Raw genomic sequence first — 23,378 nt, 5'->3', positions numbered from 1 at the left:
TATTTACAGCTCGTCGAGGATGCGAGCCGTCGTCGCATCTGCGTCCCAGTTCTCGATGAACCCGGAGAAGATTTCCTCGAGAACGCTCTTGCCTTGCGGATCGATACCCGATCCATGTGCGATCGTCGGCGGCTGCTGGTCCGAGCTCTCGAAGTCCTCCATCTGGCTCTGGAGGAACGGACCGAACTCGTCGGACGGGACGTCAGTTCGGGGCGGGATCGAGCCCTTGATACTGTTGAACCGCTGCTGTGCGTCGATCGATCCACAGTAGGTCAGGAAGTCCTTGGTGAGTTCCGGCGACGGGTTCGGCTCGGGCATCACGAAGGAGTCCATGACCAGCGAGTACGTTCCCTCTGTCCCCGGGAACGCGATGTGGTCCCACTGCTCGCCGTATGTGAGGTCGGTGGCACCGTACTGGCCGGCCGCCCAGTCGCCCTGATGGATGAAGGCAGCCTCCCCGTCAATCACCTGGCCGTTCGCCTCGTCCCATGCGATCGAACTGGCATCGGGGCTGAAGTACTCTCTGTAGTCAGCAACGAGTTGTAGCGAAGCACGAATCTCCTCTTCGAGACTGTCGACATCCCGGTCGAGGAACGACATGAAGTCATCGACGCCGGTGTGACCGATGAACACCGTTTCCCATAGCTGGAGCGTCGACCAGACTGAGCCCGTCTGGTGAGCGAAGGCCGTGTAGCCAGCATCGTCGATAGTCTGTAGCGCATCGAGTAGCCCTTCGGGGTCGTTGATATTCGCCGGGTCGACGCCCGCGTCGTCGAGGACATCAGTGTTATAAAAGAGGTTGTTCAGCCGGTGAATATTGATTGGGACGCTGACGTAATTGCCGTCGGGCTGTGCAGTGTCCTGAACCCCCTGGACGTACGCGTCCTGCATGTCGTCGGACCAGATGTCGCCGATGTCCGCCAGCACGTCTGCATCGGTGTACGGACGGAGCGACTCGCCAGGCCAGATCTGGAACGAGGACGGCGGGTCCTGATCGATGATCCGCGACTGGATTGCAGCGTCGACTGCGGATCCAGCACCACCCGGTGCGGGGTTCTCGTTGATATTGCTATCGTCGTAGCCATACTCCTCCTTAAACCCAGTCAGCAGGGCGTTCAGTGCTTCCTCCTCGCCACCGGCCGTCCACCAGTGGACGAGTTCCATCTCTTGCTGACTGGCCTCGTTGCCGTTCTCGTCGCCGTTCTCGGTGCCGTTCTCGTCGCCGTTCTCGGTGCCGTTCTCGTCGCCGTTCTCGTCGCCGCCGCCGAGACAGCCGGCGAGGCCAGTCGTACCGGCGACACCAAGCGCGCTCGCTGCTTGGATAATCTTACGTCGTGAGTGGTTCGAATTGCTAGTGTTTTTTTCGCTCATATTCGAGATTCCACTCGGGTACTTCGGACCACACCACTTAAAATTTTGCTTTGGAGCACAATTTTCTTATTTATTCAGTCGTCGAAAGTCGGTGACGAGGTACGGGTGCCCGCGTGAGCGCGCCAGGCGGGGAACCGAAACAGTAATACGAAATGAGACTATCAGTATAGTCCATGAAAGTAATACTGTGCGAACGGTGGTCGGGCCCGATGAACGCTCGTCGGACGGGGGGTAGCGATGACTGAGGATTCGGATAGCGAGGATATGCAGTCGGGAATCCCCGATATGGGGGAATCACTCGGCGACGAAGCACCGACCGACGACTACGACCTCACGGATCTAGGAAACGTCAAGCAAGAGTGGAAGAGCGTAACGATCTATCTGCCTGAAGAGCTACACGACGCGCTGGAACTAACCTACCGAGAGGTGAGTTACGACTGCAAGCGTACCAGCAACTACGATCTACAGAAGTTACAGGACTTCTACCCCCTACTGGCAGCAGTAGGTCTGAACAGCCTGAACCAGTCGGATAGCGATGATACACTTGCGATGCTCGAGTACATCCAGGACGAATACGAGTAATCGCCCGATTCCGTTAGACGATTCGAACTGGACCGCCACTCAGCCTCTCTAGTGCCGATAATCGTATCGTACCGCTCTGTCGAGACAGGTGGACACGAAAACTGCCGGAAGTATTACTAGTATTGCGGATCGGGGGGTAAATGTGGAAAACTAGTACTACTATATAGCTCTCCCTACTTCCGGGGTACGAACTCAACGCTGATCGGAGAATAGATTTACGACTGTACCTCTGTAATAGCCCGTCCTCAGACGTGTTCAGATGCTCCGGCTACCAAAGCATGGAGCGAGGTTGTGGCGTCGATCGGTCTCTGAGCCGCAGCGAACTAATTTAACGATATTAATGTCATTACTATAGTACTCACGTGAAAAACAACTATTTTTAACTTTCAATATTTCCGTTACTTCTTCTATTTATTATACTCTCGTTAGTATCGTCGACGTCATCCAAATTTACGCTGTCTCCGCCGCTAGAGCCTATAAAACCAATTATACTCTACTTCTGAATGCTAACTCCGTTTCTATCCGGAGATAAAACTGCCTCCGCCACGTCCATATTTTGCGGATTCAAATCGTGTTTTAAGACTTATCAACCGTTCAAAATCAGTTAGTTTTCACCGGGAATATTGAACCAGGGCTACCGATCCACTTATTGCAATATGATATCTTATAATATACGTTAGCTTTTAATTCTCATTAATATCAATTTTATATTATATCTGTAGATGAGGAATTTCGTGGCGACTGGCGGCCAACGAAACTATCCTCCGCTGATCATTCGACGGGGGACACGCTCGCGCGCAGCATCACCCCCATCGTATTGGACAGAAACACAGCGTTGATCGCTCGGCCGCATCCGACGTTGCGGTCTTACAGAATCAATCCGATCATCTGTCGTCCCCAGAGGCCGGTTCCCGGTCCCGATGCGGGACCGCGTTTCGTCGGACGACGGTTCTACAGGGCTTACGCTAGCCAGTCGTCGGGTTTCGTGTCGTAGTCGACGTCGCTTGCGGCGATATCTTCGACGTCCTCCCAGGGGAGTTCGCGCTCGTCGAACCCGTCGCCGTCGTACCGGATCAGTCGGCCTTGCTCGGTGGGTTCGGGTTCCTCGTTGCGGCGGCGGGCGACTTCGAGGTCGTGATCATCGACGGTCTTGACGATTGTCACGAGGTTGACGGGGCGACCCCATAGCTCGAAGACGCGTTCGAGCGTGCTCTTTGCCTGCTCGATATCGAGCATCACACCGTTGTACCGGTGGGCCAGCAGGAGTTCGTTGCGGTTGTTGTAGTTGCCGTCCTTGACGAGGATGGTCGGTTTGCCGAAGTTGGTAAACCGTAGCAGTAGCTTCTGTTTGACGTCCGTGGCGTCCCTGCTGGCAACCCGTGGCTGGCCGGTGGCATGGGAGTGTTCGTAGGTGAAGTACTCGTTCTCCTCGATGAACTCCTGTGTGAGGAACTCGTCGAGAAAGGTCACGTCGTTGTGGCTCTCCCGGATCTCGCGCATCCGATCCCAGCCAGTGGTGTACTCCACGTCTTCGAGGGCCTCGTCGACGCTCCCGTAGATGGCGTCGTCGAACAGGTATCGGCCGATCCGTTCGAGTTCGGACTGGCTCACACTCGGCAGGAAGCGCCGGTGCTGTGGCTTGGTGAGCGAGAAGTGTCGTCGAGCAAGCCCCTCGTAGGTGAGTACTTTCCAGGGGTACTGGTCGACGTCGATCTCACCTTCGCGGGCGCGCTTCAGGTGCTCCCCGTCGACGAACTCGTCCGGGAGCGCGGCCACCTTGTCGAGTCGGTCACTGGTGATCAGTTTCAGTGCCGACGGGGGTTCGAGAGTCTCCAGCACGCTATCGAAATCGACCGAATCAAGCAGGTTCCGCCACGAGATTCCCTCTACGCGGAGGAGTTTGTCCAGCACCTCGCGTCGGTTGGCCGTGTTCTCGGCGTACTGCCAGAGTTCGAGGCCGAGTTTGTAGGGATTGAGTCCGGGCGAACCGAGCACCCGCGCCATGTGGTCTGCGTAGGTAAGAAACTCGTCAGTACTGGCGAAGTTCTCGTCGGCCATCATCCCGGATTCCCAGTAGGAGTTATGATTGACGAATCCAGCACCGGCGTATCTGTGTGTGTTGTCAACCGAGATATCGTACACTGTACCGGTACTCACTGACGTATCGATAACTTCGTCAGTCCAGCTTTCTTCCTCAAACCAGGCCAGTTCATCGACGTATTGATCAAGCAGGGCCTGTTTCTCCTGGTATCCGAACCCGATCTCTTCACCGAAAATACTTGCAGATTTCCCGGTTATATGGACGTGATAGCAACCATCCGACTGCTGGCGCCGCCGGGTCAGTATTCCGAAATTGGTCAACAGAAGCTGCACTTCCTTGCTCAGCTGTTCACTTTTCGTACTGAGGATGGCACCCTGTTCTCCCGCATAGCCATCAGCATCAAAGAGGCCACGAAGGAACGCGGCGACAACTGATTTCGGTGATCGAAGGATCGACTCTGGAACCGATTTATCACTTGCCGATTTACCGGATGGTAACCCGATCCCCTCAGTCAAAAGCTCTACCAGGTTCTGTGAATAGAGATACACACGCCATCGATCCCCCGACTCTTCAACAGATGCGTTGGTCCCGAAAAGCTCGTCCGCTAGCCCCGCAAATTCCTCTGCACGATCCCGTGAGCCACTGGTGAGACCGACCTGTCGGGATTTCGCCGAGACGTGCCCATCACCGGTCAGCAGACCAAGGAACCGCCCGAAAGTTTCGGATACAGTATCCGGGATGTGAATACCGTTCCGTGTCGAGACGCTCAGGTTCTGTCCTTTGTAGTCCGTCAGAGCGGTTTCTATCGCATCCGCTTTCCGTGCGGAGCCGGTTTCTCTGTATCGCAATACCGTCCAGACAGATACGCCTGCCTGAGTTGCGACATCGTCAAGCGTCTTTTGTTGGGGGTTCGTCCATTCGACCGGTACGTACTCCTCCGGCCAGAGTCCGTTCCCTCCTGACACTTCGATTGAGTCGCCGGTTTCTAGCTCGTCCAACCGTACCCAGGATCCATCAGGCCGCTGTACACGATGATTATTCGAGCCGGTCAGTTCGAATCCTCGCCTGCTTTCGATCGTTACTGTCTCGTGATCGTGTATGACGTTCGAGTCATACACTGTCTGATCGTCGGTCCCGTCCGAAACCGGAACGTGTCTCTCGACGACCTCCCGCATCGGAAGCACCCCATCTACGGTGAACACAGGAGTATCAGGAGCGACACAGGCCCATCCCTCGTTCATCACTTTCGTCATCTTCTGGCCGGCGAAGTAGTACGACTCGGTCCGCAGCATCTCCAGCACGTCGCGCTGCCAGGGTTCGTACTCGCGGGCCTTCCCGGTATCCTGGTCGAACTGTTTGCCGTGCTCGCCCAGGAAGGCGATGACGTCCTTCTCGGGCGTCTCTGGCTCTGCGGCGTCTTCCTCGGACGACTGGCCTTCGAGCCACTCGTCGGAGAACACCTCCTCGCGGACCTCGTCGCTCATGTTCAGTTCGCCGAGTTTCTCCGCGAGATCCTCTTCCAGTTGCTCCGTTTCGGCGTCGGGTTCTCCGGGGCGTGACGCCGAGAACGCCTGGTGCTGGTCGATCGTATCTTCGAGCGTGAGCACGTGATCGATCCAGCGCTCCACGTCGGCCCGATCGATCTCGGGGTCCTCCATGTACTCGCGGATCTGTCGTGCGTGTCGCTCCAGCATGGCGGCCGCCTCGACGGTATCGTCGCTGCGCCCGTCGGTGAACAGGCCGAACCACTCGTTGTTCGCGAAGAAGTCGGCGTGCGCCTCCACGTGCGTGATGACCGCTTTCTGGTCGGCTAGCTCGTTCGACTCCTGCAGGAAGGCGTGTGATGGGTTGTCGTTGTTGACGATTTCGAAGGCCTTCCCGCCCATGTACTGGCCCTGCTTTTGCTGGCGGTCGTACTGCATCCCCCAGCGCCAGTGCGGGTATCGCTGTTGAAACCCGCCGTAGGAGATCAGTTCGTTCATTTCGTCGTAGTCGACGATCCAGTAGTTGACCGGATACGGCTCTAATCCGAGCCGTTCGGCTAGCTTCCGGGCCTCGTCGACTGGCTCCTGTAGTTTCGTTGCCTCGCGCTGTGCGTTGTATCGATCGAAGTTCATTCTTCACTCTCCGTACTGAGGATCTCCTCGATGGCGTCGACGACGTCGTTCTGGTTCGAGACGTACGCGACCGCAACGTCGTCGTCCTCGCCGAAGTGGCTCTCCAGTTCCTTGGCGTGGGTCGCATTAACCGCGTTCCCGCTGGGTTGGGTCTCGACGTAGGCGTGGAGGTTCGCCGGAATCTCCTCCATCAGCGGGATCACGCCCGATTCGGTGTCGTTGCTGGAGTTCTCGCTGTCACCTGCGGCGAAGACGTAGCGGTTCCACTCGTGCCAGGGGTACTCTTCGAGCAGTTGCTCTGCGAGTTCGTACGCGCTGGAAATCTTCGTCCCGCCACCCGAACGGATCCCGAAGAACTCGTCGCGGTCGACCTCCCACGCCTCGGCGTCGTGGGCGATGTAGACGAACTCCGCGTTGTCGTACTTGCCCTGGAGATACCAGTCCAGCGGCGTAAACGTCCGCTCGACCAGTTCGCGCTTGTTCTGTCGCATCGATCCCGAGACGTCCCGGATGTTGACCACGACGACGTTCTTCTCTTTCTCTTCGATGATCTCCGGGTGTCGGTACCGCTCGTCCTCGCGGCGCAACGGGACGTGCTGGAGGCCTTCGCGTCGGATCTTTCGCTGGATCGGCTCCCGGTCGACGTTCGCGTCTAGCTGTTCGAAGCTCTCCCACGTGTCGAGTTCCTCGGCGGCGATATCGCTGTACGCCTCCTCGATCCACGGCTTCGAGACCGGGATGTTCTCGCCGCGGGCCCACTCGAAGACGCGCTGGGGCCCCCAGCCGTCGATTTTGAGTGTCTCACGGAGGAACTCCTCGTCGAAGTCCATCGCCAGTTTGCGTTTGAGCCCCTCTTTGAACATCCGCTCGAAGTCGAGGGTGGAGTCCGGGCCGCTCCGGGTGAGATCGGTGAAGGGTCCTTCCTTCTCCTCGACGACTTTCTTGCCTTTCGGCTCCAGGTCCAGCCCCAGTCGTTCGTCGAGTTCCTCGGCGAACTCTTCGGGATCCATCTCGTAGTACTCGTGTTCGCCGCCCTCCTCGCCGGGGTCGCCCTCCTCGTCGCCGTCCCCTGGCTGTGGCTGTGGCGGCCCTACCGGATCGCCGACGTCGCCCTCACCCTGACCGACGCCGCCCTGATCGCGCTGGTCGTACTCGAACGAGGGCAGGTCGACTATCTTGATCGGGATCTTTACCTCGTCCTTCTCGCTCCCACTGAGATCACCGTACTGGATGAACTCTTCGAGGTCTTCGCGGCGCTGTTCGCCCACCGCCCTGAATCGTTCGAGGTCGTCTTGCAGTCCCATTATTCCCACTTGTAGGCGATCTGTCCGACGACGTGACGGCTCGTCAACTCGGCCGACGCCGCCGTGTAGTCGAACAGGTCGATCATGTTCTCTATCGTCTGTGCTTTCACGCTTTCTGTCTCCGTATTTGCCGGGGGATCGTCCCACTGGTTCGGTTCGAAGTCCTCGTAGATCCGCGCGACATCGTCCCAGTCGTAGCTCTCCAGAAGACTTCGGATGATCGGGATCTCGGTCAGATCCACGTTCGACACGGAGAAGTCCTCGTCACGGTGCTCCCACGCGTGGCGGTTCAGTGACGTGATGATCTTGCTCCGCCTGAACTCCGCGACCGCGGTAGAGGGCTCGTTGCCGTCGTAATCGCTTTCGGCGAACCGACCCATATGCTCTGCCTCGAACAGTTTCATCTTCAGCGGGTCCGGTTCGATCCGCTCGCCGCGGTCGTTGGTGATCCGCTCGTCGGTCGCCCACGCGTAGACGTGCTCGACGTACTCGCCGACCGTCTCCTCGTCGACGCGGTTGTCGTGAAGCATCGCTTCGAGGACGTCGCTTTCTTGCTGGCCGAACAGGAAGTTCTTCACCGGCACGACCCGGTTCTCGAATTCGGCGCGCTCACCCGCCGAGAACATCGGCGCGTCCTCGAGGCCCTCCGCCATCGCGTTCAGAACGTCGCGGGGCATGACCACCCGTTCGACAGGGAGGTCGGCGTGGTGCCGATCCGTTTCGGTCTGGAGGAGCTCTGCCAGCACGTCACGCGTGAAGGTGACGGGAATCCCCTGCTCGCCATTCGTCTCGTCGTCGAACTCGAACTCGGATTCGTCGCGTCGCTCGTCGCCGTCCTGCAGGTAGCCCTTGTCGTACAGGACGGCCTTGTCGACGAGGTCGATTCCCGCGGGGAGGTCGCCGTCTTCCAGACGCGTCACGACGGCGTACATCGCCGCCGCCTCGATAGTGTGCGGTGCGAGTTCGCGCTCCCAGATCTCGCTATCCGATCCCCGCACCTTCATACTGATCGGTTCGCGGATCTTTGCCTCTAGCTCGTCGTACTCCTCGGTCTCCCAGACGGTCGTTTCACCGGTCAACTCCCGCCTGATCAGTTCGGTCTCCAGCGAGATGTTCGTGAGGTAGGTGAACTCGTGTTTGTCGAGGCGTCGCTTGAGCGCTTTCAGCGGGTCCGTCCCGTTGCGATCGGAGTGCTGATTCAGCTGATCTTCCAGATCCGGGTTCGAGATGATCAGCATCTGCGTATCGATGTCCATCCCGATCCCCTTATCGAGTTTTACCGTTCGCTCGTCGGGGACGTTGAGCAACTTCTGGAGCAGGTCCGCGTGCTGGGCCGCATCCTCGACGATAGTCAGGAGGCCGTTGCCCTGCGAGAGCACGCCATCGTAGCTGAACGCCTGCGGGTTCTTTCGACCGCGGGAGTCGAGTTCCTGTAACATTCCCTGCATCCAGGAACCGACGAGACGCTGTTTGGGATGGCCCTCGTCCTCCGAGTGCAGGACGCCGATCCCCTGTCCGACGTCGACGACGTAGTTTTTCACTCGCAGGTGCTCGGGGTCGGTGATCGCAGAGAACAGTTGTTCGGCATCGCCGTTCCGGCGGTACTGCTCTTCGAGGTAGTCGTACGCCTCCCGCGAGAACGGATCGAGTCGGGCGTCGACGTGAAGGTCGACGTGATCGTCGGACGTGTCGTTGATCGAGGCCAATATCTCCGACCGGACCTCGTCGGGAAACACCGAGAGGGGGTGCGCCTGCACGGGGCTCTCGTACCAGTCGTCCTCGTCCGAGCGCTGCTCGCTGCCGTAGCTCAGTCCCCGTGTATCGGCGGCCCCCTCGACGTTCCATTCGACTGTGTACCGGCGTCCTTTCTCGGTCTTCGAGTACTCCCGTAGCCCGTTGATCAGGCAGCGTTTGAGTTCGGACTTGCCGGTCGCCGTTGGCCCGTCGAACCAAATGATCTTCTCGCCTTTCCCCCGTTCGGCGGCTATCGTCCGCAGGTCGTCGACGAAGGCGTTGAGCACCTCAGTGTTGCCGAGTACGGCGTGCTCGCCGTCGTTGTGCGGGTCGTCGAAGAAGCGATACCGTTCTTTCTCTTCGCCCTCTTCGATGACCGTCCGGGTTCCCTGGGACTCGATCGCCTCGACGAGATACTTGCTCGCGTGTGAGGCGATCCGGGGGCGCTCGAAGACCTCGTCGACGTACTCGGCCAGACTGTGTGGCTCCTCGTAAGCCCCTTCGAGGGCGGCATCGGCCTCGCTGACGTACTCTTCTCCTCGAGACATTACTGTTCTAGTTCGGACTTTGCGACCTCGGCACCGGCGAACTCGAGCACCTCGCGCGCACCGTCCTCGCTGTAGCCCTGCTTGACGAGCGCGTCGATCCACGCCGAGCGCTCGTCGTCGTCGAACTCGTTCGCGCTGACCAGCGCCGAGAAGTTGATGTTGTGTTTCTTATCCTCCCAGAGTTTGCGTTCGAGCGCGCGGCGAAGCCGCTCGTTGTCCTGCGGATTGAACGCCTCACCCTCGCGTGCACGCCGGGAAACCCAGTTGCTGACCTCCTGTCGGAAGTCGTCTTTCCGGTCCTCGGGGATGTCGAGTTTCTCCTCGACCGAGCGCAGGAAGGTCTCGTCCGGTTCCTGTTCGCGGCCCGTGATCTCGTCTTCGACGGTGTCGTCGTCGATGTAGGCCATGACGTGGTCCATATACTTCTCGCCCTGTCGACGGATCTCGTCGACGTCGTACGCCAGGGCGTGGCGGACGTCCTCGATGGCTCGCTCGCGGTACTCCTCGCGGACGCGTTCGAGGTAGCGGTAGTACGTCTCGAAGTTGTCCTCGGGGATCGAGCCGTGATGTTCGAGGTTCTCCTCGAAGAAGTTGAAGACGATCAGCGGCGAGAGAAAGCCACGGCCGCGATGTTTGCTGTCCATGATCGCTTCGGCTATCTCATCGCCGATGAACCGGGGCGAGATACCGTCCATTCCTTCACCGATCTCCGCCGTGGTCGAGGCTTCCTCACGCAGTTTCTTCACGTCGACTTCGTCGGCCTCGTCCTCCTCGCCGTTATATGCTTTGGCTTTCTGAAGCAGGTCGACCGTGTCCGTATCCGGCTCCTCGATCCGCGTGAGGACGCTGAACAGCCCGGCCATCTCCAGGGTATGCGGTTCGACGTGGATGTCGGGCACGTCGGCGTTGCCGAGCAGTTTTCGGTAGATCTCGGCTTCCTGGTCATAGGACAGGACGTAGGGGAAGTCGATCCGCTTGGTGCGGTCGTTGAACGCTTCCATCTTCTCGTCGCCTTTCTTGTCCTTGTACTCCGGCATGTTCGTCCGGCCGACGATCACCTGGTCGATATCGATCCGGGGGTTGTTCTTCGGTTTGATCGTCTGTTCCTGGGTTGCATGCAGGAAGTCGTAGAGGAACTCCCGCTGGAGTTTCAGTAGCTCCTCGCCCGAGAAGACGCCGCGGTTCGCGTTACAGAACGCGCCGGAGTAATCGAACGCGCGCGGGTCGGACTCGCCGTAGACTGCGATTTTCGAGTAGTTGACGTCGCCGGTGAGTTCGGTCTCGTCCTGGTTCTTTTTGTCTTTCGGCTCGAACGTCTCCAGGGCCTGGCGCTTGTTCTCGTCGGCAGTGAGCCGGATGATCTCGACGTGTTTTTCGAGCACCTTCTGCAGGTCGTCGTTGTAATGCCCCAGCAGTCGGTCCATGTAGAACTCGCTTTCCGGGTCCAGCGACTGCTCGTTGCGGATCGTGTAGGGGGCCTCTAGTCGGTCGTTGATCCCGTCGATGACCTGCTGGCGCTGTTCGAGCGGCAGCAGGACGAGCGGGTCCTGGTTCATCGGCGATCGGACCGTGTCGTCGGCGGGGTCCTGATCGTCGATCACCGAACAGAGGTCGGTCCACCGGAAGGTGTACATCCGACCCTCCTCCTGCATCGTGTAGTCCTCGAAGTACCGCCGGACCTGCTGGTCGAAGGCGGACTTACCTGACCCGACTGGCCCGAGCAGCAGTTTGATACGGCGTTCTGGGCCGAGCCGTCGGGCACCGCTTTTGACCTTGTTGACGAACTCGTGCATCGAGTCGTGTATTACGCGGCCGAAAAAGCGGTTTTCGCCGTCGTGAAGCGGATCCTCCGACGCGAGGTGGTACTCGACGACGCCTGCCTCCTCGTCGTACTCGGTACCGTAGTGGTCGAACATGTCAGCCACCCGCTGGTGTGCGTTCCGCGCTATCTTCGGATCCTCGTAGACCTCGTCCAGATACCAGTCAAAGGATCTGGTCTCACGCAGGTCTGACGGTATCGACTCTCTGTACTCCTGACTGAGCTCGTCGAGCGTTTCTGTATCTCCGTTCATGCTTTCGATAAACACCGATCGGTCGACTGTTCCATCGTCGCGGCTGATGCCACGTCGGGCGGTTCGCCGTCGGTTCGGATCGTATATGTCATGTGCTGTCACTCCCCAGACCGTTCCGCGCAACGAGTGACTCGGCAATGAACGACTCAACAGTGCTAGACGCGTCGAAGTCCGGGTGGGGGTCCGGCGGGCGGTCACCGAATCGTGTGCTAGTCACAGAATCCAAGCTATATAAGCTTGTCCCCAAACCATATTTATGATTAGTAACCCCCTTATAATACTTGTTGGTATCCCGACGAAGAGTGTATTTTATTGACATCCATGAGACGGTATGAGCGACCTCGGTAATGTATGTGTGGGTCTCACACGGGGGGGGTGGGCCCGCGAGCGCGACGTGGTCGTGACTACCGGTCGGTCGCCGGACATCGTCGAGACACGGTAGTAGAATGTGGTCGTGGTCCCGCGCAGCCGTCGCCCACGGCGTCCCCTGCAGGAGGAAGGTGCTAATCGTCTCAGTCCTGCACACACTGCTGGCCGATGCCGAACCGTACCTCGCCCGCCCTGGCGTCTCACTCGCGCGTTCGCAGGTAATGAAACACGTACGTCTGGACGTAGCCCGCGTAGTCGTCGCCGTCACCGACGCCGAAGCGCTGGCGAATGGCCCGTGACGTCTCGGCGTAGTTACCGCAGTCGCAGTCGGGGAAGTGGTCCTCGATGGCCGTCCGGATCCAGGTATCCAGCGGGACGGCCTCCAGATAGCCCAGCGAGAACAGCAAGACGCAGTCCGCGACCTTGTCGCCGACGCCGACGAAGCGCGTGAGGCTCTCGCGGGCGTCCTCGTAAGAGAGTCCGAGAGCCTCGTTCGGATGCGCATCGCCGTCCGCGACCATCTCTGCCGTTCGGACGACGTATGGGGCGCGATAGCCCAGAGCGAAGTCACGCAGTTCGCTCTCGGACGCTGTGGCGAGTTCCTCGGGCGTCGGGAAGGCGCGATACGTCTGGCCATCGAACTCGACTTCCGCGCCGTATTCGCGGGCCAGCGTCGTCGTCATCGAGTGAATCCGTTCGACGCGCATCTGCTGGGAGAGAATAAACGAGATCAGGGTCGGAAAGACCGGGTCGGCGACCAATCGGAGTCCCCTGGCGTACTCGTAGGCGGCCTCGAGTATCTGCTCGTCGGGGGCGGCCCCGAAGATTTCGGGGAGGTCGTCGTCGAGGCGCAACAGTTCCCTGACGAGCGGTTCGGCCTCCGTGCTGGCGTGCCACTCGATGGCCGACTCGGTCTGGCGAACCCGGACGACTTCGCCGTCGACGACCGTGTAGTACCACGGCGACCCTTCCGTTGCGTTCTCGTACATCCGACCGTCCTCGCGCCGCCAGAGATACGACTGGCCGCTTTCGAGGGTGAGGTGAAGATCCATCCCGCCCGCCAGCGACGCCGTCGGTATCGCACCCGTGGGCATTACCGGGAGGGTAGGCCGACGAAGGCTTGTGGGTTTCGAGTCCTCCCGGACGGTGGCAGTCGGTGGATTCAAGCGCATGCTGGAAGAACTACCGGGTAGATGACGCTGCAGGTCACGAACTCCCTGACGGGCGAGACGGAACCGTTCGAGCCACAGGACCCCGACTCCGTTCTCCTGTACTACTGTGGACTGACGGTCTCGGACCTCCCGCATCTCGGTCACGCCCGCGCCTGGGCCCACGTCGACGTGATGCACCGCTGGCTGGAGTATCTCGGCTACGACGTCCGCCACGTCGAGAACTTCACCGACGTCAACGAGAAGATCGTCGCCCGAGTCAACGAGGAGTACGGCGACACCGAGAGCGAGGTGGCTCGTCACTTCGTCGGCGAGACCATCGAGGACATGCGCTCGCTGAACCTCAAGCGTGCGGACGTCTACCCCCGTGTGAGCGAGCACGTCCCCGATATCATCGACCTCGTCGAGACGCTACTCGACCGGGGCTACGCCTACGAGGCCAACGGTTCAGTCTACTTCGACATCTCGACGTTCGACGAGTACGGCAAACTCTCGAATCAGGATCTCGACGAGATCGAATCACAGGGGGATCCTGACGAACGCTCCGAGAAGCGCAATCCCGCGGACTTCGCGCTCTGGAAGGCCGGCGAGGCACATCCCGACGACGCCGACCCGGGTGGACAGACCTGGGCGTCCCCGTGGGGCGAGGGGCGCCCCGGGTGGCACATCGAGTGCTCGGCGATGAGCACGACCCATCTCGACGATTCGATCGATATCCACGTCGGCGGACAGGACCTGATCTTCCCGCATCACGAAAACGAAATCGCCCAGAGCGAGGCCGCCACCGGCGAGCAGTTCGCCCGCTACTGGCTCCACGTCAATCTGCTCGAAACCGAGGGCGAGAAGATGTCCTCCAGTCTGGAGAACTTCTTTACCGTCCGCAACGCCGTGCGCGAGTTCGGCCCGAACGCCATTCGGATGTTTCTGCTGTCGGCCGCGTTCGACAGCAGACAGACCTACAGCGAGGCGGCACTCGACGAAGCCGTCGAGCGCTGGGAGCGACTCGAGCGGGGCTATCGGACTGCGGTCGACGCCGCCGACAGTCCCGACGCCGCGGCGAAAGTCGTCGACGAGGAACTCCGCGCGACCGTAGCGGACGCCCGCGAGGAGTTCGAGCGTGCGATGAACGACAACTTCAATTCGCGCAGGGCGCTCGCGGCCCTGCTGGAGATTGCCGGCGCTGTAAACAAACACGTCGGGCACGAAACCTACGACTATCAGGGGCTGGCCGACGCCATCGAGGCGTTCGAGACGTTCGGCGGCGAGGCGCTCGGGTTCGCGTTCGACGGCGAGACCGGCGGGAACGTGCGACTCGCCGAGGAGTTGGTCGAACTCGTGCTCGACGTCCGCGAGGACGAACGCGAAGCAGGAAACTACGAGCGGGCCGATGCACTGCGTGACGACCTGGAAGCGCTCGGGGTCACTGTCGAAGATTCGGACGACGGCGTCGAGTACCGGTTCTAACCGATTACGATCTCGTCGACGCCCACGTCGACGGTGCGCGAACCGTCATCGGTCGATCCGCTGACGCCGCTCGTCTCGGTGTCTACCTCGCGCTGTTCGCCGTCTATAGTCGGGTCCTCGTCGAGGGGGTTTTCACTCTCGACGTAGGACTCGCCGGGGTCGACCTCGACCAGACCGATCACGTCGTTGAAGTTGGGGTCACCGGTATCCGTCTGTGATCTGTCTCGGTACCCCCCAGCGATATCCCAGGCCGCTTGATTCGCAAGTGTCGGATCAGCCGAATCGAACGCCTCGGAGTATTCACCGTCGTACCCACTGGCGTGATCGTACTCGTCTGCTAACCCGTCCTGATCCATTGTCACCTCCATCATGAACGCAAAGTCTTCTGTGCCGAGTTGGAGTCCGTCCTCCTGGAGTTCGACATCGTCGGTACCGTGATCGAAGACCTCCGCGACGCTTCGCTGGCGTTCGTAGCCTTCTTCGATATTCGGGAGATCGTTCCGTTGGTGATCCCGGGTCATTACGAACCCGGAACCGGGGTCGATTTCGCCGTCAGAGACGTCGACGGTTATCGGATCACCGAAATCAGTACACTCGTAGTGATCGTAGTTCCGAGAGTTGTACGTATCGCTGCTTTCGTACTCGTACGTCTCACACCGCCAGTACGTCGCTTCGATCGTAACTGATCCCTCGTCGAGTGACTCTTCGAGTTCGTACACTTGCTCTTGCGTTCCGAACGTATTCAGATTGAAGTCCTCCATCTCCGCTCCCGGCCCGGTAGTGTGTGGGTCGTCGAGATCGATCTCTCGGGTGGAGCCATCAGGGAGGAACCGGTAACGCGTGTCACCGACCACTGCCGACGACGTGACGCCAGCCCACCGCTTTGTCCAGTGGTCCTCCCACGGATCGTACCACTCCGCCGAAATCTCCGTCCCGATCAGGCTCACGTTCACGTCGGTCGGTTCGTCAACGACGATCTCACCGGGATCAGTACCGACGCCGTTACCGGCGTTTAGCTCGAACGTTCCGGTGGCAATGCTAGCGTCCGGATTGTTGTTGTGGGCTGACGGGAAGTTGGTGTCTGCGACGTCAATCGTGTACGTATACTCGCCATAGGGGAGTCGGCTCTGGTTGATATCTATCTCGTAGGTCGACTCCTCCCAGGATCGCTGTGAGAGGTCTTCAAGCGTTCGCTCCTCCGATATTTCGACTTCGCCGTCGGCGCTTTCGCCTTCGAGCAGGAAGGTAACATCGTACTCCTGAATGTCGCCCGCTATGTTTGTGAACTCCGCGGTGACGACGCCGGAACTCGGATCGTACTCGTGGGCTTCGATCCGGTAGAACGCTTTGGGCTGGCTAAACAGGAAACTCCCGGTTCCGCTGTCGTTGTCAGTCGCTATCTCGAAGGCGTACTCGTCGTACTGGCTGACAATCTGATGTTTCTGATTACTGATCCCGCCGACATCGACTAGCGAGCCATCGGCACCGCCACCACCGGGGTTAGAGGCGTACTCGAAAGTGATCGTCTGCCGCTCGCCCGGCGATAACTCGTCTGTCGAGAGGGTCTCCATTGCATCTCCCTCGATAGACATATCGACTGCCGTACTCCCGGGAGCAGTCCCCGTATTCCCGACTGTTACCTCGACAACGAGGTCCTCTCCGTGCTCGACGGTTTCCGTGACGGTATCGATGGAGTCGACGTTGAATGTCGGCGACCGTTCGGTCGCTAACTGTTTGATCGCGATGCGAAGCAGATCCTCGTCCGGATCATGATAGTAGTTGATGTGCTCGTGGTCGAGGTCGCTGTGGCGTTCCAGCGCCGCCTCCCATGCTTCGTAGTATTCGGTTTCGATTTCGATCACGATGTCCTCACCGCCGTCGGTCCCGTCGTGCTCAAGAACGTCGGCGAGTTTCGACTCATCGATAGCATTCGATCCGGGCCCCTCAGTCCGGGCGACCACATCGGCACCAGAAAATTGCGAGGAGTCGTCGACGTTCAGGAGCGAGACATCGAGACCGAGCGTCTCGTCGTAAGAGAACTGGAACTGGGGTGCCGACTGGACAGTGACCCGGTCGCCCGAGACGCGCCATTGTCCACCCCCTTCAAATACGAACTGCTCGTTGGCGCCGTCAGGTTGGTACCGGACGGAGTTGAGATCTATCTCGTACGGAGAGGACGTTTTTTCCCAATCAGTATCGTAGTCCGCCTCGTCGAAGTCGACGTCCGCCCGCTTGAACGCTATCGTCGTCGTACCGGATCGTAGCTCGGTCGATGCCGCCATATCGGGCAATCCCTGGGGATCGCCAGTTATTACCGCCTGCTGTAGCTGTTGTGAGGTCACGTCGAAGTTCTGCTGTGTCCGCTCGATATCGGTCTGGGTCTCGATCGTATCCATCAAACTCATGCCGGCAACCATGGTGATCATCGCACTTATCGCGACGAGCCCGAACAGTAGAATGATCGCCACCACAGGAGTGATGCCCCGGTCTTCCCGGTGTGATATTCGTTCCCAAGTCATCTTCTCGTAAGATATAGGTTTGTATTACTAAAATATAACGAAGTATGAAAATTAAATATTATCTGGTAAAAATAGCCCCTAATGTGGTTAACACTATCCGATTACGTCTTGCGAAAACGCTATTCAATCGGTCCGTCGTTTACACGCTCGCTATCGACTTCTTGGACCCGAATCCCCTTCGATCGGAGGTGCTGCAGTTGTCGCTGAGCGAAATCCTCCTCGGTCGTCCCGCGAGTCGCCAGGACGTAGACGCGGGATTTACCGGCGGGACGCATCGTTCGCCCGGCCCGCTGTGAGCCCTGGCGTCGGGAGCCACCGAGTCCCGAGGCCAGTATCGCCAGATCTGCATCGGGGAGGTCGATCCCCTCGTCGCCGACGCGGGAGACGATCAGGATGTCCCGCTCATCCTGGCGGAACTGGCTGAACAACTTCTCCCTGCGTGCGTGTGGCATCTCGCCGCTGATGAACGGCACCGAAAGCGCCTCGGAGAGCACGTCGCCCTGATCGATGTAGTCGGCGAAGACGAGCGTCTTCGAGTTCCCGTGGTCGGCGAGGATCGACCGGATCTCGTCGATCTTCACGGGATTTCCGGCAGCGAGCTGGCGTTTCTCGTGGCTCTCGGCGGTCGCGTACTCCGAGCGGTAGACCTCCTCGTCCCACGGGACGTAGCGGATCTCGACTTCTGGCTCCTGGACGTAGCCGGCGTCGAACAGCTCGTCCCAGTCGGTGCCAATCGGCTGGCCGACCAGCGTGTAGATGTCCTTCTCACGCTCGTCCTCGCGGATCGGCGTCGCCGAGAGACCGAGTCGGTGGCGACTCTGGAGGTCGGCACTCCGGCGGCTCACGTCTGCAGGGATGTGATGAACCTCGTCGTAGACGATCAGCCCCCAGCGTCGGCCGTCGAACAGCGAGCGGTGCCGATCCATCCCCGCAGTCTGATAGGTGGCGATGGTAATGGGCCGGATATCCTTGCTACCGCCGTGGTACTCTCCGATCTGTTCGGCGGTGAGGTCGGTGCGGGCGAGCAGTTCGTCGCGCCACTGGCTCGCTAGCTCTCTGGTCGGGACGAGGATCAGCGTCTCCCCGCCGATTGCCTCCATGATCCCCATCGCGGCGACGGTCTTCCCGCTCCCCGGCGGGCCGACAAGCACGCCAGATCCCGCGTCGACGAAGCGATTGACCCAGTCGCGCTGGTAGCCGCGCAGTTCGAGGCCGAGCGAGATATCGAGCGGGTCGCCCTCCTCCAGTTCGCGCTCGTCCTGAACGGGATAGCCCGCTTCGTAAAGCGTCCGTTTGATCGACGCCTCCGAGCCCTCGGCGACCCAACTTTCGGTATCGGAGATGGGCGCGCGAAGTTGTGCCTCCTCGAGTTCCTGTCTGGCGACGTTGCCCATCAACTCGGCGCTCTGGGCTTCGAGTACGGTGTAGCCGTCCTCGTGGGTCACCAGCCGGAACTGGCGTGCTCTGCGCCACTGGTCCTCGATCCACTCCTCCAGTTCGGGCAGTCGGTCGGGAAGCACCTGCTGGACGGTTCGGAGCAGGCGCTCGAAAGACTCGTATGGCGCTTGCCAGATGTCTTCCTTTCTGATCTCGTAGCGGTACGCTTCCGCGCCGGAGACGTCGACGAGATGGGCGAACTGGGATAGCTGTGCCCGGGTGAACTGGGTCGGCTGGTCGACGACGATCTCGCGGCGTTTGGGGAACGGGACGACGCGCTCGTGGTCGGCAAGCTTGCCCCAGTCGGTGGGGAACCAGACCACGGGATCGGTGCCGACGTCGACGTGTTGGATCTCCTCGGACGCGGCGAGGTTCTCCAGTGCGCCCATCGCTTCGGACTGGGTCCAGTCGCTCTGACGGGCGACTTCGCTGGCCGTCACGACCGGTCGGCCGAGGCCTTCGAGGGCGTCGTGAAAGCCTCGCATGGAGAGCGTTCGCGCAGGGTCGGTGGGGTCGTCGGATGCCTCGGGGTCCTCGGTCGATCCGTCGGCTGTCGGGGACTCGTCTGTCACTGTCCGTTCTAGTGGTCGCGGTGGTCAAACGACTTTCGTCGTCGCCTCGCTGTCGCAGTAGTTCCTCCCCAGTCTCTCCCGCCACGCACCGCCTGCCCTCCCCCGTCGGCGCGCATACAGCGCGCCTCGGCCACCGGCGTCTACGGTGAGCTATGCCCACGGAGCTGTAGCTTCCCAATCCTAATTGACCCGGAACACGCGCCTACTGACTGCTCTCTCGAACGTTGTTTCGGTAGAAGTTGTGCGTGGGTGCAGTCCCAGGGGGAATGCACCGTGCATCGTTTCCGGTGGGGTATGCCCACCAATGCACCGGAAATCCGAGATTTCCGAGCCTGCGAACCCGACGGTTCGCAGACGATGCGTGGGACCGGATTTAGTCGACGTCGTTTCGCTGCGCTCCCTGGAGTCACACGCGAGTAACACAACCGCTCGTTCATCGGTGGATCCCTGCGGGACAGCACTACTGCTCCGTGTTTATTTTCGGTAGAAGTTGTGCGTGGGTGCAGTCCCAGGGGGAATGCACCGTGCATCGTTTCCGGTGGGGTATGCCCACCAATGCGATGCGTGGGACCGGATTTGAACCGGCGGACCCCTACGGGACAGCGCCCTCAACGCTGCGCCGTTGGCCTAGCTTGGCTACCCACGCCCGCTGTCTTACTGCACTCAGTTCTATTCCACGGGTGAATAAAAGGGCTTTCGTTTACGGGCGGAGAGACAGAGGTTACCACGTCGGTAAGTACCGCGCCCTCGTCACTCGATTTTCCGGCCCCAGTACCGGGTGTTCGATCGACTTCCGACGCCGAACGGGCTTCGAGTGGATCTCGCGTAAAACGTCGAGAACCGATCTGACCGACGCTCTCCGTGCAGCTCCGAGACGTCGACCGCGAGCGGACGAATCGAGGCGGCGACGGTCCGTCGGCCAGACTGGCGGTGTGTCCCTCCGCACCACGTTTCGACACTACTAACTCGGGTTCACCGAAAGTACGGGACGAGTCAGAAATGAAGCTACACGAATATCAGGCGAAGCAGGTGTTCGCCGACGCCGGGATTCCGACACCGCCGTCGACGCTCGCAAAAAGCGTCGACGAAGCGGTCGCTGCCGCCGAAGAGATCGGGTATCCGGTCGCCATCAAGGCGCAGGTTCAGGTCGGAGGACGTGGAAAGGCCGGCGGGATCGAACTCGTCGATAGCGAGGAGGAAGCCCGCGAGGCCGCCGAGTCGATCCTCGGGATGGATCTGAAGGGCCTCCACGTCGACAGCGTACTCGTCGAGGGCGCAGTCGACTTCGTCAACGAACTCTATCTGGGCGTCACGATGGATCGTAACGCGGGCAAGCCCGTCGCCATGGTATCGACGAAAGGCGGCGTCGATATCGAGGAGGTCGCCGAGGAGGACCCCGACGCCATCGTCCGCGAGCATATCGACCCCTCGTTCGGAATGTTTCCCTACAAGGCGCGACGCGCCGTCTTCGAGGCCGGCGTCGACCGCGAGGTTGCGACAGATGTCGCCTCAGTCCTGCGGACACTCTACCAGCTATGGGCCGATAGCGACGCCACAGAGGCTGAGATCAATCCGCTGATGGTGACGGCCGACGACGAAGTGATCGCGGCCGATGCCGTCATGAACATCGACGAAGACGCCCTGTTCCGCCAGCCAGAACTCGCCGAGATGGAGGACGACTCCGCTGGCGGCGACGAACTGGAAGCCAAAGCCGGCGAGTACGGCTTCGATTACGTTCGCCTGTCGGGCAACGTCGGCATCATCGGCAACGGTGCCGGTCTCGTGATGACGACCCTCGACCTGGTCGACTACTACGGCGGCGAACCCGCCAACTTCCTCGACGTGGGCGGTGGTGCGAAGGCTGAGCGGATCGCCAACGCGCTGGATATGGTCTTCTCCGACGAGAACGTCGATTCGGTCGTCTTCAACATCTTCGGCGGGATCACCCGCGGCGACGAGGTAGCCAAGGGGATCAACAGCGCACTCGAACAGTTCGACGAGATCCCCAAGCCCGTCGTCGTCCGACTTGCCGGGACCAACTGGGAGGAAGGCATGGAGATCCTCAACGAGGACCTCGTGACCGTCGAGAAGACGCTGGAGGATGCGGTGCAACGCTCCGTCGAGTACGCGACGGAGGTGGAAGCATGAGTGTTCTAGTCGACGAAGACACGCGCGTCGTCGTGCAGGGTATCACCGGCGGCGAAGGGAAGTTCCACGCCGGCCAGATGATGGAGTACGGGACCAACGTCGTCGCCGGCGCAGTGCCGGGCCGCGGCGGGCAGGACGTCCACGGCGTCCCGGTCTACGACACCGTCGAGGCGGCAGCACGCGAGGAGAACGCCGACGCATCGGTCATCTTCGTGCCGCCGGCGTTCGCGGGCGACGCCATCTTCGAGGCGCTCGACTCGCCGCTGGATCTGGCGGTCGCCATCACGGAAGGCGTTCCGACTCAGGACATGGCGAAGGTCAACAAACGCCTCACCGAGACCGACACGCGGCTGATAGGCCCGAACTGTCCCGGCATCATCACGCCGGGCGAGTCGAAACTCGGCATTCTCCCCGGGAACATCTTCTCGTCGGGGAACGTGGGGCTGGTCTCGCGCTCGGGTACCCTAACCTACCAGGTCGTCGATAACCTTACCGACCGCGGACTGGGTCAGTCGACCGCCATCGGCATCGGCGGCGATCCGATCATCGGGACGAACTTCATCGACGCCCTCGAAGCGTTCGAGGCAGACCCCGACACCGACGTCGTCGTGATGTGTGGCGAAATCGGCGGCGAGGACGAGGAGCAGGCCGCCCAGTACATCGCCGACAACATGGATACGCCGGTCGCTGGCTTCATCGCGGGCCGTACCGCGCCGCCGGGCAAGCGAATGGGCCACGCAGGCGCTATCGTCTCCGGTTCGGGTACCGGTACCGCAGAGTCGAAGATCAACGCACTCAACGACGCCGGCGTTCCGGTCGGCGATACGCCGGAACAGGTCGCTGACGCCGTCGAAGACCTGCTGTAGAAGCGATCGTATTTTTTATTCGCCGTCCGCCAGATCCTCGATCCAGCTAAGCGCCGCCATCGACTCCGGGAAGCCAAGCGTCGGGATGGCGAGGACGCCGACGTGACGCAGCGTCTCGGGATCGATATCTTCGTCGAGGCCGCGGCGGACATGCGAGTGGACCGCGCCTTCGGACTGTGCACCGACCGCCAGCGCGAGTTTGACGAGGCGCTTCGTCTCCCCGTCGATCGGCCCGGCGTCCGAACAGGCTTCGCCCAGGTCGGCATAGCTATCCCAGACCTCGGGATGCTCGGCGGCGAGTCGTCCGGGTACTGACGGTAGTTCCTCGGGTTCTTCGATGTCGTCTGCCATACTGTACCCTTCGTTGGCATCGTTCATATTATTCCGGTGTTAGCAAGGCTCAAGGGACTTGCCGGACCGGATTATCTCTTTTGGCTATCAAGTAGCGCAGGAAGACGGTCATAAACCCGTCTAACGGCGGGCGAGTCCAGCGGTCGCCGAGCGTCGGGGACCGCAACGATCCGCTCAGTGCCAAGCAGGCTTGCCGTGCCTTTCGGGACCGAGTCCGTCCTCGTGAGGACCGCACCGAGAATCGGTGTCCCGACTTCCCGTGCCATCGCCGCCGTCTTGGCGGTGTCACGCAGACTCGCGGGTTCGCCCGTCGAGACGAGCACGACGCCAGTCGCGACGTCGATGGGCACCGCCGCGTCACGCCCGGCCCCGGCGGAACAGTCGATCAGCGTCCGCGCGGTGGCGTCCCGGAGCGTCCGGCCGATCCGCTCGAACGTCGGGCGCGGGCGGGGGTGATCCCGCTCCGTCGGGGCTTCGAGTACCGTGACGCCGCGTTTATCGATCTGCGTGGCTGGGTTCGGTGCAGTAACCGACCCCGTCGTCGCCGAGAGCGAGGGCGCAACACGCGCGAGCGAGTGGAGGTCGGGCATGTCCCAGTCCGCGTCGATGCCGACGACGGGACGCGACGTCCTCGACGCGACGGATCGCGCTAGCGCTACCGTAGTCGTCGTCTTTCCACAGCCGCCTTTCCCGCCTGCGATCGCGATCACGACC

The 23,378-nt window shown here is 60.7% G+C and carries 14 protein-coding genes and 1 tRNA gene; 4 read left to right on the top strand and 11 right to left on the bottom strand.

Features of this window, described 5'->3' with window-relative positions; translation table 11 throughout:
• Positions 1-3: 3 nt before the first annotated feature.
• A complete protein-coding gene (locus ACFQL3_RS06700; protein ID WP_377052570.1) occupies positions 4-1,371 on the bottom strand; it encodes an ABC transporter substrate-binding protein in 1,368 nt (455 codons plus the stop codon).
• A 237-nt stretch (positions 1,372-1,608) separates the two neighbouring features.
• Here ACFQL3_RS06700 and ACFQL3_RS06695 point away from each other — a divergent pair, with 237 nt between their 5' ends.
• The gene (locus tag ACFQL3_RS06695; RefSeq protein ID WP_377052568.1) at positions 1,609-1,953 is read left to right on the top strand and encodes a hypothetical protein; all 345 of its coding nucleotides are present in this window, start codon (positions 1,609-1,611) and stop codon (positions 1,951-1,953) included.
• 960 nt (positions 1,954-2,913) lie between these two features.
• On the opposite strand, the gene ACFQL3_RS06690 is transcribed toward ACFQL3_RS06695, so the two are convergent.
• From ACFQL3_RS06690 to ACFQL3_RS06670, 5 genes are all read right to left on the bottom strand, one after another.
• Entirely contained in the window at positions 2,914-6,111 is a 3,198-nt protein-coding gene (locus ACFQL3_RS06690) for a SpoVR family protein (protein ID WP_377052566.1), read from the bottom strand.
• Complete coding sequence (locus ACFQL3_RS06685; RefSeq protein WP_377052564.1) at positions 6,108-7,415, bottom strand: YeaH/YhbH family protein; 1,308 nt, start codon at positions 7,413-7,415, stop codon at positions 6,108-6,110. Before ACFQL3_RS06685 ends, ACFQL3_RS06690 begins: the two co-directional genes overlap by 4 nt.
• Positions 7,415-9,697, bottom strand: a complete 2,283-nt coding sequence (locus tag ACFQL3_RS06680) for a PrkA family serine protein kinase (protein ID WP_377052562.1) — start codon at positions 9,695-9,697, stop codon at positions 7,415-7,417. Before ACFQL3_RS06680 ends, ACFQL3_RS06685 begins: the two co-directional genes overlap by 1 nt.
• Positions 9,697-11,769 carry a PrkA family serine protein kinase gene (locus ACFQL3_RS06675; RefSeq protein ID WP_377052560.1) on the bottom strand — a complete coding sequence of 691 codons (2,073 nt, stop codon included), beginning with the start codon at positions 11,767-11,769 and terminating at the stop codon, positions 9,697-9,699. The genes ACFQL3_RS06680 and ACFQL3_RS06675 overlap by 1 nt, the downstream gene beginning before the upstream one ends.
• A 569-nt stretch (positions 11,770-12,338) precedes the next feature.
• Complete coding sequence (locus tag ACFQL3_RS06670; protein WP_377052558.1) at positions 12,339-13,232, bottom strand: DNA-3-methyladenine glycosylase family protein; 894 nt, start codon at positions 13,230-13,232, stop codon at positions 12,339-12,341.
• 99 nt (positions 13,233-13,331) lie between these two features.
• On the opposite strand from ACFQL3_RS06670, the gene cysS reads away from it, so the two are divergent.
• Positions 13,332-14,771, top strand: a complete 1,440-nt coding sequence (cysS, locus tag ACFQL3_RS06665; RefSeq protein ID WP_377052556.1) for a cysteine--tRNA ligase — start codon at positions 13,332-13,334, stop codon at positions 14,769-14,771.
• Here cysS and ACFQL3_RS06660 read toward each other — a convergent pair.
• From ACFQL3_RS06660 to ACFQL3_RS06650, 3 genes are all read right to left on the bottom strand, one after another.
• Positions 14,768-17,167 (bottom strand): DUF7289 family protein, encoded by a 2,400-nt coding sequence (locus tag ACFQL3_RS06660; RefSeq protein WP_377052554.1) that lies wholly within the window; start codon positions 17,165-17,167, stop codon positions 14,768-14,770. The genes cysS and ACFQL3_RS06660 overlap by 4 nt on opposite strands.
• 242 nt (positions 17,168-17,409) lie before the next feature.
• Positions 17,410-19,299, bottom strand: a complete 1,890-nt coding sequence (locus ACFQL3_RS06655) for a DEAD/DEAH box helicase (RefSeq protein WP_377052552.1) — start codon at positions 19,297-19,299, stop codon at positions 17,410-17,412.
• Positions 19,300-19,860: 561 nt separating this feature from the next.
• Positions 19,861-19,945 (bottom strand) — tRNA-Leu (locus ACFQL3_RS06650).
• A gap of 284 nt (positions 19,946-20,229) precedes the next feature.
• Here ACFQL3_RS06650 and sucC point away from each other — a divergent pair.
• Positions 20,230-21,447 (top strand): ADP-forming succinate--CoA ligase subunit beta, encoded by a 1,218-nt coding sequence (sucC, locus tag ACFQL3_RS06645; RefSeq protein ID WP_377057034.1) that lies wholly within the window; start codon positions 20,230-20,232, stop codon positions 21,445-21,447.
• Positions 21,444-22,313, top strand: coding sequence for a succinate--CoA ligase subunit alpha (gene sucD, locus ACFQL3_RS06640; protein ID WP_377052550.1), 870 nt, complete (start codon positions 21,444-21,446; stop codon positions 22,311-22,313). Before sucC ends, sucD begins: the two co-directional genes overlap by 4 nt.
• A gap of 15 nt (positions 22,314-22,328) precedes the next feature.
• Here the strand turns inward: sucD and ACFQL3_RS06635 are convergent, their stop codons facing one another.
• Both ACFQL3_RS06635 and ACFQL3_RS06630 read right to left on the bottom strand, forming a co-directional pair.
• Positions 22,329-22,664: a carboxymuconolactone decarboxylase family protein gene (locus ACFQL3_RS06635; protein WP_377052548.1), complete on the bottom strand. Its 336-nt coding sequence runs from the start codon at positions 22,662-22,664 to the stop codon at positions 22,329-22,331.
• Positions 22,665-22,735: 71 nt separating this feature from the next.
• Positions 22,736-23,374 carry a MinD/ParA family ATP-binding protein gene (locus ACFQL3_RS06630; protein WP_377052546.1) on the bottom strand — a complete coding sequence of 213 codons (639 nt, stop codon included), beginning with the start codon at positions 23,372-23,374 and terminating at the stop codon, positions 22,736-22,738.
• Between the last annotated feature and the right edge of the window lie 4 nt (positions 23,375-23,378).

It is taken from the genome of Natronoarchaeum sp. GCM10025321 (assembly GCF_042663585.1).
Lineage (GTDB): Archaea > Halobacteriota > Halobacteria > Halobacteriales > Natronoarchaeaceae > Natranaeroarchaeum.
The sequence above is the reverse complement of the archived record's forward strand: the minus strand, read 5'-3'. Positions and strand labels throughout refer to the sequence as shown.